This is a genomic window from Pseudomonas sp. GW821-FHT01A09 (assembly GCF_058986725.1).
Map to the genome: position 1 here is coordinate 1 of NZ_JBYSWB010000049.1, position 17,773 is coordinate 17,773.

Below are 17,773 nucleotides of genomic sequence, written 5' to 3' on the forward strand. Positions count from 1 at the left end.
CCCCCCCCCCCCCCCCCCCCCCCCCCCCCCCCCCCCCCCCCCCCCCCCCCCCCCCCCCCCCCCCCCCTCACTACAGACTTACACCGCAGGCCATGGGTGCTTTCTTTAATCCGGACAGGGTGCTTTTCTTTCTTGTCGGACAACGCCATGATGAGGCTCTCTTACCGCTGACCGCGATCGAGCCCATGCCTGCCGTCTCCAGCCCTGCCGCCGACACCCGAGCGATCACTCTGCAGATCGTTTCCATCGTTTTCTACACCTTCATCGCCTTCTTCTGCATCGGCCTGCCGATCGCGGTGCTGCCCGGCTATGTCCATGACCAACTGGGCTTCAGCGCCGTCGTCGCCGGTCTCGTCATCGGCATCCAGTACCTCGCCACCCTGCTGAGCCGCCCGGTCGCTGGGCACATGGCCGACAGCCTCGGCACCAAACGCACCATCGTCTATGGACTCGCAGGGATCGGCATCGCCGGGTTGCTGACCTTGATTTCCACCCTGGTGCAATCCGTCCCGGACGTGAGCCTGGGCATTCTGCTGGTGGCCCGGGTCATCCTCGGCACCTCTCAGGGGCTGATCGGCGTCGGCACCACCAGTTGGGGCATCAACCAGGTGGGTGCCGAACACTCGGCGCGGGTGATTTCCTGGAGCGGTATCGCCTCCTACGGCGCCATCGCCCTGGGTGCGCCGCTGGGCGTGGTACTGGTCAGCGCCTTGAGCTTCAACGCCTTGGGTGTGGTGCTGATGGTATTGGCGGGTGTGGCGCTATGGCTTATCCGCAACAAGCCGTCGCTGACCGTGGCCCGCGGCGAGCGCATGCCCTTCTGGTCGGCGTTCGCCCGCGTTGCCCCCTATGGCGCCATGCTGGCGCTGGCATCCATCGGCTATGGCACGCTGACCACGTTCATTACCCTGTATTACTTCGAGCAGCACTGGCTCGGCGCGGCGTACTGCCTGACCGCCTTCGGTATCAGCTTCGTGATCGCGCGCATGGTGTTCATCAACGCCATCAATCACCTCGGCGGTTTCACCGTGTCGATCATCTGCATGAGTGTGGAGGTCGTCGGTCTGGTGTTCCTGTGGCTGGCGCCCAATCCGGTTTTCGCGCTGATCGGCGCCAGCTTGACTGGCTTCGGCCTGTCGCTGGTGTATCCAGCCTTGGGAGTGGTTGCCATTCACCAGGTACCACCTTCCAGCCGAGGGGCCGGGCTAGGTGCTTTCGCGGTGTTCTTCGACCTGTCGCTGGCCATCGCCGGGCCGCTGATGGGCGGACTGGCCGCCAGCTTCGGCTACGCTTCGATCTACTTTGCCGCCGCCCTGCTGGCCTTGATCGGGCTGGGCCTGACGCAGCTCTACAAACGTCGCGCCGGCGATGATGATTGACAGCGTTTATTGGTCGGCGGTCTGCAAGCCGGCGCGGGACGGTTTGCCCAAGGCGTCGGCGAAGAAGTGCCCGGCCTGATCGATCAGATCATGATGGATACCGACTCGGTCCACCCCTTCCGCATCGTTGCACAAACCGGGTGCCGAGGCCTTTTGCTCATCGCTGCACGGCGCCATGAAGACGAAATGGCCCGCACCTGACAACAGGCGATAATCCGGATTGTTGGTGAGCTTGCGCGCCAAGGCGCCGGCGTTCTTGTCAAAGGCCACCAGCTTGTCGTGGTCGCCCGCGTAGATCAGCGTCGGTACCTTCACGCTGGCCAGCGTCTGGCGGCCGAACATCAAACTCAAGGGCGCCATCAGCAGCAGTGCATGGACCCGAGAGTCGGCGTGGGGCGCCAGATCGTCGCGGTCCGCCACCAGCTCGCCACGGGCGTAGCAGGCATCGGCGTCATCGGGCTTTTCCGCGCAGTACTTGCGCAGGCGATCCAGCTCCGGCCGCGCCCCCGACAGGATCAACGCCGTCTCGCCCCCTGCGGAATAGCCGATGACGCCGACTTCCTGGGGGTTGATATAGGGCGAAAGCATCGGGTCCTGCAACGCCTCGGTAATGGCTTCGGAAATCTGCATGGGCCGCCCGTACAGATTGCTCAGCGCTCCCAGGCGGCTGTGGTCGAGGTTGTTGTCGCCCGGATGCACCACCGCCACCACGACAAAGCCCTTGCGCACCATCGAGGTGATCAGGTCGTGCAGGGCCAGCGGTGTACCAGTATTGCCATGGGACAACACCAGCAAGGGGAAGCGCCCGATCGCGAAGGTGGCGTCCTCGCTGGCGTCGACCTGAAAGCCATCGAGCTTGCTGCTGTGCGCTTGGGCGGTGGAAGGATAGAAGGCAAACGCGTGCATCGGTTGTTGGTCGACAGGGTCGGTGAAGGTCAGCCGGTGATAGCCCACGCTCCAGTTCATTCGCGGCGCAGGCACAGCTTCGGCCTGCACCGAAACAAGGCTCAGCAACACTATTGCCAACACATATGCACAAACACGCATCACATCCACCCTTCCCTTGCCAGACCTGAAGCCGCCTGCGCCCCGATGGACGGGACGCTCGGCGCTTGCGGTGTGCGGTTCAGACGCCTTAAGTCTATGACAAAGCACAAGGTGGGCCAGTTGCGTTGAGTGAAGGATTATTTATCAGGCGCGACGGACCAGCGGTCCGCAGCACAAGGGCCGGACCCCTTATAAGTGAATAATCCAGACAAAAAAAACCCATCACGCAGGTGATGGGCCGTTTGTCATTGCGCCGCGTTACGCCGCCGCAAATTCCTTGGCGATCTGCGCCTGAGCACCGGCGATCGCTTTACCGCGGGCTTCATCGCCATAGGCCAGGCCTTCGGCGCGGATGAAGTGGATGTCGGTGACGCCGATGAAGCCGAACAGCAGCTTCAGGTAGTCTTCGTGCGCGGCGCCGCTCGCTTGACCGGCGTGGATGCCGCCAGCGGTGGAGACGACGATGACTTTTTTGCCGCCGCACAGGCCTTCAGGGCCGGCTTCGGTGTAACGGAAGGTCTGGCCGGCGACGCAGATGCGGTCGATCCAGGCCTTGAGCTGAGTCGGGATGGTGAAGTTGTACATCGGCGCACCGATGACCACGGTGTCGGCCGCGAGGAATTCGCTCAGGGCAGTGCTGTTGAGTTCGGCTTCGTGTTGCTGGGCAGCGTCGCGCTTCTGCGCCGGGGTGCCGGCTGCCAGCAGGGTGGCGGCGCTGAAGTGGCTCAGTGCGTCAGTAGCCAGATCACGCGAGGTGACCTGAGCGCCTGGGGTGACGGCCTTGATGGCTTCAACCACAGTCTGGCTCAGTTGGCGGGATGCGGAGTTGTCACCGAGGATGCTGGAATCGATATGCAGAAGTTTCATGGTCATGCTCCTTTGTAGAAGGATCGCGCTCGGTGGCGATCAGAATGGTGACCATCCTACGGAAATCACCAATAGGTGAATAGTGAGTGAAAATACGTTAGTTTGTCCCACTGATAGGACAGTGAGCATTTCATGCAAGACCTCAACGACCTCTATTATTTCGCCAAGGTGGTGGAAGCCGGCGGCTTCGCGGCGGCCGGGCGGTTGCTCGGCGTGCCCAAATCACGCCTGTCGCGGCGCATTGCCGAGCTGGAAGAACGCCTGGACGCGCGCCTGCTGCAGCGCACCACCCGGCATCTGCAACTGACCAGCGTCGGCGAGCGCTACCTGCATCATTGCCAGGCGATGCTGCTGGAAGCCGAGATGGCCGACGAGGTGGTGGCCAGTGTGTCCAGCGAGCCACGGGGGCGCTTGCGGGTGTCCTGCCCGGTGGGGCTCGCGCATCAGTTCCTGCCACCGGTGGTGAGCGACTTCCTGGCAGCGCACCCTCGAGTGCAGCTCGATCTGGTACTGGTCAATCGACGGGTCGATGTCATCGCCGAAGGCTTCGATGTCGCCCTGCGGGTGCGCGAGTCGGGGGATGAGGATCCGCACCTGATCAGCCGCCGCCTGCGCGAAGCCAGGACCATCCTGGTGGCGACCCCGGCGTTCCTCGAACACCACCGCATCGACAGCCCGGACGACCTGGCCAATGTCCCGGTGCTCGGCGCGCTCGAGCCCGATCGCAAGGTGCATCTGCGCATGGTGGACGCTCAAGGCAACAAACGCGATCTGGTGCTGGAAGCGCGACTGGGCGTCGAGGACTTTACCGTGCGCAAGGCCGCGACTCTGGCAGGTCTGGGCGTCACCGTCTTACCCATGCTCAACTGCGAAGCCGAACTCAACGACGGCACGCTGATCCGCCTGCTGCCCGAGTGGTCGATGCCAGGTGGCTGGCTGCAGGCGGTGTACCCTCACCGACGCGGCATGCTGCCAGCGGTCAAGGCCTGGCTCGAACACCTGGAAAACACCTTCAAGAGCTGCCCGAAGCGCTATATATGATGACGACCGACGAGATTGCGGCCTTTTGCCTGGCTTTGCCCGGCGCCCGCGAAGACTACAAATGGGGTGGAGTGCGGGTGTTCTCGATTGCCGAGACGCGCATGTTCGCCGTGATCGGCCTGCGCGCCGACGACCTCGCGTTCAAGGTCGCCAGCGAGCTGTTCCTCGGCTACGTCGATCGGCCCGGTGTGCGCCCTGCCCCATATCTGGCCCGCGCCCACTGGATCAGCCTGAACGCACCCTATGCCATGGGCGCCGAAGAGCTGCAGGACCTGCTGACGCGCTCGCACCAACTGGTGGTGGAGCGCCTGCCGAAACGCCGACAGATCGGCCTCAAGCTCTGATCGGTGATCAGGCGGTGACGCTGGACCAGTCGATCCAGCCGAACTTCCAGGTCATCAGGATCAGGATACCGAAGGCAATCCGGTACCAGGCGAAGACCGCATAACTGTGGTTGGCGATGAACTTGAGCAACCCACGCACCGCGATCATCGCGAAGATGAAGGCCACGACAAAACCGATGGCGAACACCGGCAGGTCGTCCGCGCGGAACAGATCACGGTACTTGTACCCGGAGTACACCGCGGCGCCCACCATGGTCGGCATCGCCAGGAAGAACGAAAACTCCGTGGCGGCCTTGCGCGACAGGCCGAACAACAAGCCGCCGATAATGGTCGAGCCCGAACGCGAGGTCCCTGGAATCATGGCCAGACATTGGGCACAGCCGACCTTGAGTGCGTCAGTCCAGTGCATGTCGTCGACGTGATCGACGCGTACCCGGTGCTCGCGCTTCTCGGCCCACAGCATCACGAACCCGCCCAGCACCAGAGCCACCGCGACCGTGATGGGGTTGAACAGGTATTCGTGAATGAGGTCGGCGAAGATAATGCCCAGCACCACCGCTGGCAGAAAGCCGATGAACAGGTTGAGGGTAAAACGCTGGGCGTTGCGCTGAGTCGGCAGGCCCGTGATGATCTCCAGTATCTTGCGACGAAACTCCCACACCACGGCCAGGATTGCCCCGAGCTGGATGATGATATTGAACGCCATCGCGCGTTCGCCGCCAAAATCGATCAAGTCGGCGACGATAATCTGGTGCCCGGTACTGGATATCGGCAGAAATTCGGTCAACCCTTCGACCACCCCCAGAATCACAGCCTGTGCGGCACTCCATAAGTCCATCGTATCCCCCCCGGGACAGGTCAGCCTGAGGCGTGACCGGTAATAGTTGTCATAGCGCCTAAGGCGTACCTGCGGACAAAAGCAGTGTGCATCATCGGCAATAAAAAAAACGTGAAACAAATCAACTATTTCTGAAGCGTAAATTTGAGACCGTCAGAAATATGACCAAGCATGGCGCGTGCCAATCCGGCAGCGGCCAGGCTCTCAGACGACGAAATGATTGCTTAGTGCCATTAATGGCGACTTACCGCTCTAATTAGCACGCCAAGGGTTACAATCACCAGCTTTTACGCACGGGAAAGAACATGTTTACGCCGCACCAAACCGCCGCGATTGCCCCTTCGACGTTTATCGCTCGCCGGCAAATGCCAGCGTCATGAAAATCGTCGTGCTGGTGGGTCCCGAGTCATCGGGCAAGAGCATGCTGGCGACGCGATTGCAGCGTCACTTCGGCGGGACTGTGCTAGGGGAATATGTTCGCGAATATATCGACACTCAGCAGCGCGACACCCATTACGGCGACATCGAGGTCATCGCCCGCGAGCAACTAGCGCGAGAGGATGCGGCGCGAGCCATCGAACCGCCCCTGTTGGTACTGGACACTCACTTGCTGAGCAATATCCTCTGGAGTCAAGCGCTGTTCGACGACTGCCCGGCATGGCTGGAGCCGGCACTGCTGAGTCGCCGTTACGATCTGCACCTGCTGCTCGCACCCGAAGGCGTGCCGTGGGTCGCGGACGGTCAGCGCTGCCAGCCCGAGCTGGGCCAGCGCCAGGCCTTTCATCATGCCTGCGAAGCCTGGCTGTCCGAGCACCGACAGCCGTGGCTACCCCTGCGCGGCTCCTGGGCGCACCGCGAGGCAGCGGCCATCGCCGCCGTGGAGCGGCTGTTGCGCGCGGATCAGCGCATTTGATGCTTGTGCAGGAGCCGATAGAACGTCGGCCGTGAAATCCCCAGCACCTTGGCCGCCGCGCTGAGATTGTCGCTGTGATGGTTGAGCACATCGCACAGCGCCTGGCGTTCCGCGCGGTGCTTGTACTCTTCAAGGGTGCCCATGGGGGCACTGGCGCCCTCGCCGTGCTGCAGGCCCAGATCCACCGCAGCTATATGTCGCCCTTCGGCCAGGATCACCGCGCGGCGCACGCGATTGGACAACTCGCGAACGTTGCCCGGCCACGGATGCCTGGCCATGGCCACCAAGGCATCCTCACTGAACCCGCGCCCGGCGATGCCGATTTCCTCGCTGTAGCGGTGGGCGAAATGCTGGGCAAGCATGGCCAGATCGCCGTGACGCTCGCGCAGTGGCGTGGTCTGCACCTGCAGCACATTGAGGCGATAGAACAGATCATCGCGAAAACGCCCTTGGGCGACGGCCGATTCCAGGTCCGCCGCGCTGGCGGCCAATACTCGTACGTCGAGGTCCAGGGCAGTCTGACTGCCAACCCGCTGGAAGCGTTTTTCCTGCAGGCAAGCGAGCAACCGCGCCTGGATTTCCAGCGGCAGCGCTTCGACGGTGTCGAGGAACAAGGTGCCGCCTTGGGCCTGCTCCAGCCGCCCGAGCATGCCTTCGGGGGCGCTGATGAAGGTGCCGCGGTCGAAGCCGAACAGTTCGCGATGCAGGGTCTGCTCCGACATCGGCGCGCAATAGAAGGTCACGAAAGGCTGGCTGCGGCGACTGGACTGACGGTGCAAGCGCCGCGCCGCACGCTCTTTGCCGGTGCCGCTTTCACCGCGGATCAGCACTGCCGACTCGGTGCTGGCGAACTTGCCCAGCAGCCGACGCAGTTCCCGTACGGCTCGGCTCTCGCCCACCAGATCGCAGTCTTGGTCCGCGACGCTTGCATCGTCGAGCGCAGGTGCGACAACGCCTCCTGCGCGCTCGAGTGCGCCAAACAGCAGACGCAGGTCGATGGGCAGAGTGACGAACTCGAAGAACAGTTCACAGACGAAATTGCCGATGTCCTGCATGCGCAACACATCGGCATCGACGATCGCCAGCCACTGCGCCGTGCTGCCGCTGATCAGGGCCTGGATTTCCTGCGGCCACTCGAGATGAAAAGGCCGCAGGCGCAGAATTCCGACTTCACAAGGAATATCGCCGGCGGCGCCAAGGCTGCAGGTTTCGACTGTCCAGCCGTGCGCGCGCAAATCCGGCAACAGGCTGTGGCAGGCATCGCAAGGGTCGACGATCAACAGGCGTCGAGTAGGTGCCAGTTCCAGCATGTCATCTCCCGCGCACCAGTCGGGAATTAGTCCAGAAAACAGTTATTTGGCGCGCCCGTCGGCAACCATAGCAATTAATTTGACGCTTTTGGGCTACCGTCTGTCCGCAACTTAATTTGCACAACAGCGCCCTCGGGAATTTTCCTTCCTATTCAACGTCCACAGTGCGCGAAGGGATTTGTTGGTCATAAGGTTATCGCCGATATTCATATTTAATTTCCAAGTTGTGACTCCCAGGCATTCTCAGTGCATCAGTACTGGTAATCGCCATAGGGCGAAGCACATACCCACTTGGGCAACCAGAGAGACGACCCCCATGAACGCCCCGCTCCGTGTCAACGAAGCACTTTTAATCGCCGGCCACGCTTTTCAACCTTTCCAATGCGTCGCCTGGGCACCGCAAGACGGCAACGGCGAATTGAGCCTGACCGTGGTTGACCGCACCTGCGCTTCTATCGATCGCAAGCAGGTACCGCGCAGCACCTACTGCGATCCGGCACAGCTGGCCCATCTGCTGCAAGACCTGCGTGCCGAGCTCAGCGATAAAGGCTACGAGCTGCAGCCCTGGTCGATGCCGAAGTAAGCAATGCCTGTATTGCCGCCCGCTGACACCCGTCTCGGGCGGTCATCCAACCCGCGCCTGCGGGAACTAACATCCCTGCCCGCCTGCCCATAGCTCATCCCTCCCTCTAGCGAGCAATCGATGAGCGCGTTCGACTGGCACCGCCTGCTGCTGAATGACAACACCCCTGGTTTTCTGGCCGAAGTCGCCGTCCGAACGCTGATGGCCTACGTGGTGGTTTTCGTCTTCCTGAAAATCGCCGGGCGCCGCGGTGTGCGGCAACTCTCGCTGTTCGAGCTGGTAGTGATCCTGACGCTGGGATCGGCGGCCGGAGACGTGACCTTCTATGAGGACGTGCCGATCCTGCCGGTCATCACCGTGTTCGCGGCGATGATCTGCCTGTACCGCCTGACGACATGGCTCACCGAACGCAGCAGTCGTTTTGGCGAATGGCTGCAGGGCAAACCGCTGGTCATCATCAAGGAAGGTCGTTTCGAGATCGACACCCTGGACAAAGGCAATATCAGCCACGATGAGTTCCTCATGGAGTTGCGCTTGCACGGCGTCGAGCACCTGGGCCAGGTTCGCCTTGGCATCCTGGAGGTCAACGGTGATGTGAGCGTGTATTTTTATGAGCGCCAGGAGGTCAGGCCGGGGCTGTCGGTGCTCCCCCCGATATGCCGTCCTCTCGAGGACCATTCCGAGGGGCCCGGGCTCTATGCATGCCTGCACTGCGGGCAGTTGGAGCGCATGGCTCAGCAACAGAAGCTGGAATGCCCACGCTGTAAATACACGCTGTGGAGCCCGGCGCTGAGCAATCCGAGAGCAGCCTGACCAAGGGACCGGGCCAGGAATCTATCCGGGAAGACTATCGATGTGCTGGTATTGCGCCCCCAACTGCTCAGCCAACGCGCGCGTGCGGCCGAGTCGGATCGCGCCCCGCTCGATATCGATCAGACAGACCTGGCATGGCATTGGCGCTTGCGGCGAGCGCTCCTTGAGCCGGCCGTCAGTCACGATCAGGCACCGCTGCAACTCATGGGGATGGGTCAGTTGCCGGCGCTGCAACCACTGCCGCGCTTGCTGCAGAGCCGGCAGCAAAGGCGTACCGCCGCCAGCTCCGAGGTTCGTCAGCCAGGGTTGCAACCCCCTCGACGCCTTCAGACCCTGAAGCTGCCATTGCGCACTGGCACCGCTGGCGGTCAGCAGCGCCAGGCGCGCCCGCTGCCGATAGGCATCATCGAAGACCCCGGCGAGCAACCCCTTGGCCAGGCTCAAGGCACCGTGACGGCGCGTAGATGCGGAGGCATCGACGATGATCAACCACAGCTGCGCGGGCTGGTTCTGACGTTGCTGCCAATGGAGGTCGGCCTGGCGTTGCGGCCGCCCCGCACGCAAGGTCGCAACCCAGTCGATCTGCTCGCCATGACCGCGCTGTGCCCTGCCACGACTACCTTGCACCAGCTTGCCCCTGGGTCTTTTACCATCCGCCCCCGGGACTTTGGCCGGGCGAATGCTCAGGGCTTTTTTGGCCAGACCGGCACTTCTCGGCGCGGCCCCATGGCTTCGGGTTGCGCTGCCATGGCCCCCCATTGACCTTCTGCCGGAGATGGCTGCGCCGCGGATTGCGGCGCAGCATCGGGTGGAGGCGGTGAAGAACTCTGGGCGGGCGCCGGCGGCTCTCCATCACGGCGGCGATGACGCAGCGCGAATTCCGCCACTGCGTCGATATCCACTGACGTGATCGTTGTCGCCCCGCGCCACGCCGCATGCGCCCGGGCGGCGCGCAACCACACCAGATCGGCGCGCAAGCCATCCACGGCGGCGGCAAAACAGCGGCGGTTGATTTCGTTCAGCGCCTCGTCATCCAGGGGAATAGCCGCCAACGCCTGGCGGGCGCTGGCACAGCGTTCACGCAGCTGCTGCTGTGCCTGCGCCCACTGCGCGCAGAAACCTTGCGGGTCGTTGTCGAACGCCAGACGACGCCGCACGATCTCGCCGCGCAGCGCGGGTTCCGGCAGCCCGTCCAGCAACACGTTGAGGCCGAAGCGATCCAGCAACTGCGGGCGCAACTCGCCTTCTTCCGGATTCATGGTGCCAATCAGCACGAAGCGCGCCGCGTGCTCATGGGAGATGCCATCGCGCTCGACCCGATTGCGCCCACTGGCAGCAACGTCCAACAGCAGATCGACAAGAGGGTCGGCCAGCAGATTGACCTCATCCACATACAGCACGCCGCCGTCCGCCTTGGCCAGTACCCCGGGGGAAAATTTCACCTGAGCCTGACCGAGCGCGGCATCGAGATCGAGCGTGCCTACCAGACGGTCCTCGGTGGCCCCCAGCGGCAGGGTCACGAAGGTGCCGCTGCCGAGCAGATCCGCCAGGCCCCGGGCGACCGTGCTCTTGGCCATGCCCCGCGGCCCCTCGATCAACACGCCGCCGATCTGCGGATCGATGGCGGTCAGGCACAGCGCCAGCTTCAGCGAATCGGCGGCCACTACGGCGGCGAGGGGGAAATGCACGGTGTCGTGGGTCATGGCGATTCAGGCGTCTTCTTCAATATCGAGCAAAAGGTTTTCCAGCGCCTGGCGGTACTCGCCCGGCTCCTCCCACAAGCCGCGCTGCTGGGCTTCGAGCAGACGCTCGGTGATATCGCGCAGGGCCGCAGGATTGTGCTGCTGGAGGAACTGGCGGGTGTCGGCATCCAGCGCGTAGGCGTCGGCCAGCAGGGCGTATTGGTGGTCGTCGATCAACTGGGTGGTGGCGTCAAAGGCAAACAGGTTGTCGACGGTCGCCGCCAGCTCGAAGGCGCCTTTGTAGCCATGGCGCTTGACGCCCTCGATCCACTTCGGATTGGCCGCCCGCGCGCGCACCACGCGGTTGAGCTCCTCCTTGAGAGTACGGATACGCGGCACGTCGGGCTGGCTGTGGTCGCCGTGATAGCTGGCGGTGTTGCGCCCACTGAGGGTCTCGGCGGCGGCAAGCATGCCGCCCTGGAATTGATAGTAGTCATTGGAATCGAGCAGGTCGTGCTCGCGGTTGTCCTGGTTCTGGATAACCGCCTGCACCTGCCCCAGACGCGTAGCGAACTGTTGGCGAGCCGGGGTGCCTTCATCCGCGGCGCCGTAGGCATAGCCGCCCCAGTTGAGATAGACCTCGGCGAGGTCCGCACGGCTTTGCCACAAACGTTCATCGACTGCGCCCTGCACGCCCGCACCATAGGCACCCGGCTTGGCACCGAAGATCCGCCAGCCGGCCTGGCGCTCGGCCTGATCGCTGCTCAAGCCTTGCGCCAGCAGGGCTTGGCGCTCGGCACGCACGCGCGCCGCCAGCGGATTGAGATCCTGTGGCTCGTCCAGCGCCGCCACGGCCTGCACCGCGGCGTCGAACAAGCGGATCAGATTGGCAAAGGCATCGCGAAAGAAACCCGACACCCGCAGCGTGACATCCACACGGGGTCGATCCAGCAGGCTCAACGGCAGAATCTCGAAATCGTCGACGCGCTGGCTGCCGGTGGCCCAAACCGGCCGCACGCCCATCAGCGCCATGGCCTGGGCGATATCGTCGCCACCGGTACGCATGGTTGCGGTACCCCATACCGACAGCCCCAACTGCCGCAAATGATCGCCGTGATCCTGCAAATGCCGCTCCAGGATCAGGTTGGCCGAGGCGAAGCCGATACGCCAGGCCGTGGTGGTGGGCAGATTGCGCACGTCTACCGAAAAGAAATTGCGCCCGGTAGGCAGCACGTCCAGGCGCCCACGGCTCGGCGCACCGCTGGGGCCCGCCGGCACGAAGCGGCCGGCCAGCGCATCGAGCAAGCCGGTGATTTCCGCTGCGCCGCAGGCATCGAGGCGCGGGGCCACCTGGGTAAGCAGCTCGTCGACGATCAACCGGGTCGGCTGCCAGGCGCCGGCGTCCGGCAGCGTGAGGCTGCCATCGAGCGCCTGCTCTATCAGCCGCAGGGCAAACAATTCGAGCCGTTCGCGGGTATCGCCATGGGTGCGCCAGGGCTCGGCACTAATCTCCAGCAACGCGGCGGGCTTGCTCCCCTGCCAGGCTTCACCGAGGTCGCAATCCAGCGGATCGAAGCCCAGGTCAAAGCCCTTCGCCAGCGCGCGCAACACACTGCCGCGCCCGTCACGGCCATCGCCGCGAGGGATACGCAGCAACGCCGCCAGGGTATCGATGCGCAGGCGGCCCGCGGGCGACTCGCCGAAGATATGCAGGCCGTCGCGAATCTGCGACTCCTTCAGGTCACACAGATAGGTGTCAAGCCGCGGCAGCCAGACCGCCGCCTCAGCGTCGGCATCCAGCGCCAGCTCCTGATCCAGATGGGCCTCGCGCACCAGCCTGAGGATGTCCCGTTGCAGCTCCAGTGCCCGACGTGGGTCGAGCAGCTGCGCTTCGTAATATTCGTCGGCGAGCAATTCCAGATCGCGCAAGGGCCCGTAGCTCTCGGCGCGGGTCAGCGGCGGCATCAGGTGGTCGATGATCACTGCCTGGGTGCGGCGCTTGGCTTGAGCGCCCTCCCCGGGATCGTTGACGATAAAGGGATAGATGTTCGGCATCGGCCCCAGCAAGGCGTCGGGCCAGCAGGCAGCAGACAGACCGACGCCCTTGCCCGGCAACCACTCGAGATTGCCGTGCTTGCCGACATGAATCAGCGCATCGGCGCCATAGGCATGGCGCAGCCAGAAGTAAAACGCCAGGTAACCATGGGGCGGCACCAGGTCCGGGTCGTGATAGACCGCACTGTGATCGACCTGAAAGCCGCGCGCCGGCTGGATGCCGACGAAGGTCAAGCCCAGGCGCAGGCCGGCGACCATCATTCGCCCGTTACGACACATCGGGTCGCTGGTCGGCTCGCCCCAACGGGCGCGCACGGCATCCTGATTGGCCTGGGGCAAGCGCGCGAAGGCCTGCAGGTAGGCGTCCATGGCAAGGCTCTGATGGCACGGGCGCAGGTCCTGGCCATCCGGGTCGTTGGTCACCCCGCCCAGTAGCGCGTGAATCAACGCGGTACCGTCAGCGGGAACGTCGCTGACCGGATACCCCTGTTCGGCCATGGCCAGCAGAATGTTGCGCGCCGCCGCGGGCGTGTCCAGGCCCACGCCGTTACCGATACGACCGTCGCGGGTCGGGTAGTTGGCCAGGATCAAGGCCACGCGCTTTTGCCCATTGGGCAGGCGCGCCAGGTCGGCCCAGCGCCGCGCCAGTTCGGCGACGAAATCCATGCGCTCGCGCTGCGGCCGATAGCAGACCACGTCCGACTGGCTGCGCTCGCTGCGCCAGGCCAGGTCCTTGAAGCTGATGGGCCGGCTGATGATGCGCCCGTCCAGTTCCGGCAGGGCGATATGCATAGCCAGATCGCGGGACCCCAACCCTTGTTCGCTGGCAGTCCAGGCTGGTTCGTTGTCCTGGGCGCAGATGGCCTGGATCACCGGGATATTGCGGCGGAACGGCCGCATATGTGGCGCTTCGGGGGTCGACTGGGCGAAACCGGTGGTATTGAGGATCACCGCCGCCTGCACCTCGTCGAGCCACTCCTCCACCGCGCTCAGGCACCCTGGCTCCTTGAGGCTGGCCACGGCGATGGGCAGCGGATTGAGTCCAGCCGCCTGCAGTGCCTCGCAGAAGGTGTCGATGAACGCCGTGTTGGCGGCCTGCAGATGGGAGCGATAGAACAGGATCGGCACTACCGGGGCATCACGCAGCCATTGCTGACGCCAGTCGTGCAGTTCGGCCTGGGGCTTGTGCGGGTGATAGATGACGGTGCGCGGCAATGCCTGCGGTTCCTGCCAGCTGTATCCAGCACGACCCAGCCAGCGCTCGGCCAGGCAATGGAACAGATTCAGCGCATTGCCGACGCCGCCCTGGCGCAGGAAATGCCAGAGCCGCTCGGCTTCCGCTGCCGGCACGCTGCTCAGGGCACTCAGTTCAGGGTCGGGACGATCGTCCCCCGGCACCAGTATCAACTGCGTGCCGCGGGACTTGAGTGTCAGCAGTTGCTCGACGCCGTAGCGCCAGTAGCCGATACCGCCGTGCAACGACAGCACAATGACCTTGGCGTGGCGCAGCACCTGATCGACATACAGATCGACCGAGGCGTGATTCTGCACCTGCATGGGGTTGGCCAGGCGCAAGGTCGGGTAGTCGTCCGGCAACTGCTGGGCGACTTCGGCGAGCATCGCCAGGTGGGAGTCGCCGCTGCACAGAATCACCAGTTCGGCAGGCGTCTGCCCCAGGTCGGCAATGCTGTCGTCCGGGACGAAACCGCCGGGCTGGGTTCTGAGCAGGTGCATGGATCAGGCGGACAACGCAGCGCGCAGTTGGGCTTCAAGGGCCACGGCATCGAGCTCCTGACCGATCAGCACCAGCTTGGTGACGCGCACTTCATCACTGCGCCAGGCGCGGTCGAAATGCTTGTCGAAGCGCGTGCCCACGCCCTGGATCAACAAGCGCATCGGCTTGTTCGGCACGGCGGCGAAACCCTTGATACGCAGGATGCCGTGCTGCACCACCAGTTGCGTCAGGGCGTCGAGCAGCAGGCTCTCGTCGGCTTCGGGAAGGTCGATGGAGATCGAGTCGAAGGCATCGTGGTCATGGTCGTCGTGATCATCACCGTCGTGATGGTCATGGTGCGTCTTGCGTCCATCGATGTGCACCTCGGACTCGGCGCCCAGGCCCAGCAACACGTCCAGCGGCACGCGACCGCTGCTGGCCTCGATGACCTTGACCGCCGCCGGCAGCTCTTCGGCCACTTCGGCGCGTACGTTGGCCAGCGCCTGCGGATCGATCAGATCGGCCTTGTTGAGGATCACCAGATCGGCACTGGCCAGTTGGTCGGCGAACAGTTCGTGCAGCGGCGACTCGTGATTCAGGTTGGGATCGAGTTTGCGCTGGGCGTCGACCTGATCCGGATAGGCCGCGAAGGTGCCAGCGGCGACGGCCGGGCTGTCAACCACGGTGATCACCGCATCGACGGTGCAGGCGTTGCGGATTTCCGGCCACTGGAAGGCTTGCACCAACGGCTTGGGCAAGGCCAGGCCGCTGGTTTCGATGAGGATATGGTCGAGGTCGCCGCGGCGCGCCACCAGCTCACGCATCACCGGGAAGAATTCTTCCTGGACGGTGCAGCACAGGCAGCCGTTGGCCAGTTCGTAGACACGGCCGCTGGCTTCTTCTTCGCTGCAGCCGATGCTGCACTGCTTGAGGATGTCGCCGTCGATGCCCAGCTCGCCGAATTCATTGACGATCACCGCAATGCGCCGGCCCTGGGCGTGGTCGAGCATGTGCCGCAGCAAGGTGGTCTTGCCCGAGCCGAGGAAGCCGGTGACGATGGTGACGGGAAGTTTGGCCAGTGTTTTCATCGGATGCCCTTGGCAGGAGTGGCGGGCATACGGGACGAGGGCCGCGGTGCGCTGAGCCCACGGTGCGTTCGCCACCGGATCACCCCGCCCGGTTGTTAAGAGAAACGGTTCGAGGCAGGTCTCCTGGCTTGCGATGTGCCAACGACTGGCGAACGGGCCAGGCTGGAGTGGCTCGACGCCTTCCCGCGCGTGGCGCAGTGGCAGTGTCGAACCGGGCATCGCTTACAGTTGCGGGGGCAGCCGCGGCATTGGACCGCGTTCCCTTCTTAGCCGCACCCTCGCAAGGGGCGGAACCTCAGTGCAGCAAGGGTACGGAGTGTGAGGAACGAGGTCAATCGAAGGTGCGAGGTTTCCCTGCCATTGCACACTGCGCGAACCGGCACGATGAGATTGACCCGCAGCAGCCACCATGGTCTGCTGTGCAGCCGTTTCGGGTGCCCTTGACCGGCGTTCACGTCGGCCCCCACCCTGAAGTCCAGAGGGAACCGCCATGTCCATCAGCAACACCACCTCCAGCCCTGCCGCCCCGTGCCCTTGAGGTCGCCCCGGATGATCAAGCGTACTGCACGACCCCTGGGCTTCTCTGGACTGTTGGCACAGGACCTGATCGGCGCGTGGCTGTTTGGCCGCAAAGCGGTCGCTCGATGAGCCGGCTAGTGGCCGGTTTCGGGTGCCGCGCGGGCTGCTCGGTCGAAGTGCTGAACGCCCTGCTCGATCGAACCCTTCGCGCCAATGGTCTGGATCGCAGCCACTTGGTCGGCATCGCCAGCCTTGACCGCAAGGCCGACGAACCCGGACTGGTGCAGTTGGCGGCGCAATTATGCGTACCCTTCTACACCTACACCGCCACTGAACTGCTGGTTCATGACTCACAGCTGAGCCACCGATCGGAAACCTCCTTTGCCCACACCGGCTGCCATGGCGTGGCCGAAAGCTGCGCTCTGGCGCTGGCCGAAGAGCTCGGAGATGCGTACCCACAGTTGCGCGTGAGCCGCCAAAAGACCGCTGATGCGACCTTGGCACTGGTGGGAGTGAGCGCTCGATAGCAGGTATCATGCCGGGGTGACCCTTCCACACATGAATCCTTTTCAACTTCGAGCCTCTCATGTCCGTTTTTTTCATCGGCGCCGGTCCCGGCGATCCAGACCTCATCACCGTCAAGGGCCAGCGCCTGATTCGCCAGTGCCCGGTGATCATCTACGCGGGCTCCTTGGTACCCGCGGCGGTATTGGAAGGCCATAGCGCCCATCGTGTGCTCAACAGCGCCGAGATGCACCTGGAGCAGATCGTCGAAGCGATGCGCGACGCCGATGCCAATGGCCTGGACGTCGCCCGCGTGCATTCCGGCGATCCGAGCCTGTATGGCGCCATCGGCGAGCAGATCCGCCAGCTGCGCGCGCTGGGCATCGCCTACCAGATCATCCCCGGAGTGACTGCCACTGCGGCCTGCGCGGCCTTGCTGGGCGCCGAGCTGACCCTGCCGAATATTTCCCAGACGCTGATTCTCACCCGCTATGCCGACAAATCGCCCATGCCCCTGGGTGAAGAGCTGGCGAGTCTGGCCGCGCACCGCTCGACCATGGCCATCCATCTGGGCGTGCAGCACCTGGCGAAGATCATCGAAGAGCTGCGTCCTCACTATGGCGCCGACTGCCCCATCGCGGTGGTTCACCGTGCCAGTTGGCCGGATCAGGATTGGGTGCTGGGCACACTGGCGGACATCGAGACGAAAGTCGCGAGCAAAGGCTTCAAGCGCACGGCGTTGATCTTGGTCGGCCAGGTGCTGGGCAACGACCTGTTCAGCGAGTCCGCATTGTACCGAGCGGGCCACGCGCATCTCTACCGGCCCTGAGATTGAACAGCGGCCTGTGCGGCAGGATCAAGTAGGAGGCGGGTTCACACCCGCCGTCCTCTCACACCACCGTACGTACGGTTCCGTGTACGGCGGTTCAGGCCATGCGGCTAAGCCGGTTTATCGTATCCAGTATCGAGACCAGTCCAAGCCTGTCCCACAGCTTCTTCGGCAACGCCTGATTCATATGCGGCGCTCCCGAGTTCCACCATGGGCCACGGCCATTGACCGTCGACTTCCACGCTCG

At 63.9% G+C, this 17,773-nt stretch carries 16 protein-coding genes, 1 pseudogene and 1 riboswitch; of the genes and pseudogenes, 8 read left to right on the plus strand and 9 right to left on the minus strand.

What is annotated here, in order from left to right; all coding sequences use genetic code 11:
• Window positions 1–185 precede the first annotated feature (185 nt).
• On the plus strand, window positions 186–1,379 hold the full coding sequence (locus AC3WJP_RS28170) for an MFS transporter (protein WP_493724413.1): 1,194 nt from the start codon (window positions 186–188) through the stop codon (window positions 1,377–1,379).
• 6 nt (window positions 1,380–1,385) lie between these two features.
• Here the strand turns inward: AC3WJP_RS28170 and AC3WJP_RS28175 are convergent, their stop codons facing one another.
• Together AC3WJP_RS28175 and AC3WJP_RS28180 are read right to left on the minus strand one after the other, a co-directional pair.
• Window positions 1,386–2,429 carry an alpha/beta hydrolase family protein gene (locus AC3WJP_RS28175; RefSeq protein ID WP_493724412.1) on the minus strand — a complete coding sequence of 348 codons (1,044 nt, stop codon included), beginning with the start codon at window positions 2,427–2,429 and terminating at the stop codon, window positions 1,386–1,388.
• 255 nt (window positions 2,430–2,684) lie between these two features.
• Window positions 2,685–3,293 (minus strand): FMN-dependent NADH-azoreductase, encoded by a 609-nt coding sequence (locus AC3WJP_RS28180; protein ID WP_493724411.1) that lies wholly within the window; start codon window positions 3,291–3,293, stop codon window positions 2,685–2,687.
• A 132-nt stretch (window positions 3,294–3,425) separates the two neighbouring features.
• Between AC3WJP_RS28180 and AC3WJP_RS28185 the strand changes: the two genes are divergently transcribed.
• Entirely contained in the window at window positions 3,426–4,334 is a 909-nt protein-coding gene (locus AC3WJP_RS28185; RefSeq protein WP_493724410.1) for a LysR substrate-binding domain-containing protein, read from the plus strand.
• The gene (locus AC3WJP_RS28190) at window positions 4,334–4,678 is read left to right on the plus strand and encodes an MmcQ/YjbR family DNA-binding protein (RefSeq protein WP_493724414.1); all 345 of its coding nucleotides are present in this window, start codon (window positions 4,334–4,336) and stop codon (window positions 4,676–4,678) included. The genes AC3WJP_RS28185 and AC3WJP_RS28190 overlap by 1 nt, the downstream gene beginning before the upstream one ends.
• Window positions 4,679–4,685: 7 nt before the next feature.
• Here AC3WJP_RS28190 and AC3WJP_RS28195 read toward each other — a convergent pair whose 3' ends face one another.
• On the minus strand, window positions 4,686–5,516 hold the full coding sequence (locus tag AC3WJP_RS28195; RefSeq protein WP_493724409.1) for an undecaprenyl-diphosphate phosphatase: 831 nt from the start codon (window positions 5,514–5,516) through the stop codon (window positions 4,686–4,688).
• Between the two features lie 376 nt (window positions 5,517–5,892).
• Here AC3WJP_RS28195 and AC3WJP_RS28200 point away from each other — a divergent pair, with 376 nt between their 5' ends.
• Window positions 5,893–6,429, plus strand: a complete 537-nt coding sequence (locus AC3WJP_RS28200; protein ID WP_493724408.1) for an AAA family ATPase — start codon at window positions 5,893–5,895, stop codon at window positions 6,427–6,429.
• On the opposite strand, the gene AC3WJP_RS28205 is transcribed toward AC3WJP_RS28200, so the two are convergent.
• On the minus strand, window positions 6,417–7,739 hold the full coding sequence (locus AC3WJP_RS28205; RefSeq protein ID WP_493724407.1) for a sigma 54-interacting transcriptional regulator: 1,323 nt from the start codon (window positions 7,737–7,739) through the stop codon (window positions 6,417–6,419). The genes AC3WJP_RS28200 and AC3WJP_RS28205 overlap by 13 nt on opposite strands.
• A gap of 316 nt (window positions 7,740–8,055) precedes the next feature.
• Here AC3WJP_RS28205 and AC3WJP_RS28210 point away from each other — a divergent pair, with 316 nt between their 5' ends.
• Together AC3WJP_RS28210 and AC3WJP_RS28215 are read left to right on the plus strand one after the other, a co-directional pair.
• A complete protein-coding gene (locus tag AC3WJP_RS28210; RefSeq protein WP_493724406.1) occupies window positions 8,056–8,322 on the plus strand; it encodes a hypothetical protein in 267 nt (88 codons plus the stop codon).
• A 120-nt stretch (window positions 8,323–8,442) separates the two neighbouring features.
• Window positions 8,443–9,135, plus strand: a complete 693-nt coding sequence (locus AC3WJP_RS28215) for a DUF421 domain-containing protein (RefSeq protein ID WP_493724405.1) — start codon at window positions 8,443–8,445, stop codon at window positions 9,133–9,135.
• A gap of 21 nt (window positions 9,136–9,156) precedes the next feature.
• Here AC3WJP_RS28215 and AC3WJP_RS28220 read toward each other — a convergent pair whose 3' ends face one another.
• From AC3WJP_RS28220 to cobW, 4 genes are read right to left on the minus strand one after another with little or no spacing between them, the layout of a single operon-like run.
• Entirely contained in the window at window positions 9,157–9,894 is a 738-nt protein-coding gene (locus AC3WJP_RS28220) for a vWA domain-containing protein (protein ID WP_493724404.1), read from the minus strand.
• Entirely contained in the window at window positions 9,819–10,838 is a 1,020-nt protein-coding gene (locus AC3WJP_RS28225; protein ID WP_493724403.1) for a magnesium chelatase ATPase subunit I, read from the minus strand. Before AC3WJP_RS28225 ends, AC3WJP_RS28220 begins: the two co-directional genes overlap by 76 nt.
• A gap of 6 nt (window positions 10,839–10,844) precedes the next feature.
• Window positions 10,845–14,606, minus strand: coding sequence for a cobaltochelatase subunit CobN (gene cobN, locus AC3WJP_RS28230; protein WP_493724402.1), 3,762 nt, complete (start codon window positions 14,604–14,606; stop codon window positions 10,845–10,847).
• Between the two features lie 3 nt (window positions 14,607–14,609).
• Window positions 14,610–15,674 carry a cobalamin biosynthesis protein CobW gene (gene cobW / locus AC3WJP_RS28235; RefSeq protein ID WP_493724401.1) on the minus strand — a complete coding sequence of 355 codons (1,065 nt, stop codon included), beginning with the start codon at window positions 15,672–15,674 and terminating at the stop codon, window positions 14,610–14,612.
• Between the two features lie 96 nt (window positions 15,675–15,770).
• Window positions 15,771–15,987, minus strand: a riboswitch (cobalamin riboswitch).
• Between the two features lie 331 nt (window positions 15,988–16,318).
• On the opposite strand from cobW, the gene AC3WJP_RS28240 reads away from it, so the two are divergent.
• Complete coding sequence (locus tag AC3WJP_RS28240) at window positions 16,319–16,720, plus strand: cobalamin biosynthesis protein (RefSeq protein ID WP_493724400.1); 402 nt, start codon at window positions 16,319–16,321, stop codon at window positions 16,718–16,720.
• A gap of 59 nt (window positions 16,721–16,779) precedes the next feature.
• Complete coding sequence (cobM, locus tag AC3WJP_RS28245; protein WP_493724399.1) at window positions 16,780–17,526, plus strand: precorrin-4 C(11)-methyltransferase; 747 nt, start codon at window positions 16,780–16,782, stop codon at window positions 17,524–17,526.
• 97 nt (window positions 17,527–17,623) lie between these two features.
• Here cobM and AC3WJP_RS28250 read toward each other — a convergent pair.
• Window positions 17,624–17,773, minus strand: a pseudogene (locus tag AC3WJP_RS28250) (group II intron reverse transcriptase/maturase); the annotation flags it as partial.

Bases quoted from the DNA above. Each gene is read 5' to 3' on its own strand.
- AC3WJP_RS28180 (WP_493724411.1), bottom strand. From the start codon at position 3,293: ATGAAACTTCTGCATATCGATTCCAGCATCCTCGGTGACAACTCCGCA.
- AC3WJP_RS28195 (WP_493724409.1), bottom strand. From the start codon at position 5,516: ATGGACTTATGGAGTGCCGCACAGGCTGTGATTCTGGGGGTGGTCGAA.
- AC3WJP_RS28170 (WP_493724413.1), top strand. From the start codon at position 186: ATGCCTGCCGTCTCCAGCCCTGCCGCCGACACCCGAGCGATCACTCTG.
- AC3WJP_RS28185 (WP_493724410.1), top strand. From the start codon at position 3,426: ATGCAAGACCTCAACGACCTCTATTATTTCGCCAAGGTGGTGGAAGCC.
- cobN (WP_493724402.1), bottom strand. From the start codon at position 14,606: ATGCACCTGCTCAGAACCCAGCCCGGCGGTTTCGTCCCGGACGACAGC.
- AC3WJP_RS28220 (WP_493724404.1), bottom strand. From the start codon at position 9,894: ATGGGGGGCCATGGCAGCGCAACCCGAAGCCATGGGGCCGCGCCGAGA.
- AC3WJP_RS28200 (WP_493724408.1), top strand. From the start codon at position 5,893: ATGAAAATCGTCGTGCTGGTGGGTCCCGAGTCATCGGGCAAGAGCATG.
- cobW (WP_493724401.1), bottom strand. From the start codon at position 15,674: ATGAAAACACTGGCCAAACTTCCCGTCACCATCGTCACCGGCTTCCTC.
- AC3WJP_RS28215 (WP_493724405.1), top strand. From the start codon at position 8,443: ATGAGCGCGTTCGACTGGCACCGCCTGCTGCTGAATGACAACACCCCT.
- cobM (WP_493724399.1), top strand. From the start codon at position 16,780: ATGTCCGTTTTTTTCATCGGCGCCGGTCCCGGCGATCCAGACCTCATC.
- AC3WJP_RS28190 (WP_493724414.1), top strand. From the start codon at position 4,334: ATGACGACCGACGAGATTGCGGCCTTTTGCCTGGCTTTGCCCGGCGCC.
- AC3WJP_RS28240 (WP_493724400.1), top strand. From the start codon at position 16,319: ATGAGCCGGCTAGTGGCCGGTTTCGGGTGCCGCGCGGGCTGCTCGGTC.
- AC3WJP_RS28205 (WP_493724407.1), bottom strand. From the start codon at position 7,739: ATGCTGGAACTGGCACCTACTCGACGCCTGTTGATCGTCGACCCTTGC.
- AC3WJP_RS28210 (WP_493724406.1), top strand. From the start codon at position 8,056: ATGAACGCCCCGCTCCGTGTCAACGAAGCACTTTTAATCGCCGGCCAC.
- AC3WJP_RS28225 (WP_493724403.1), bottom strand. From the start codon at position 10,838: ATGACCCACGACACCGTGCATTTCCCCCTCGCCGCCGTAGTGGCCGCC.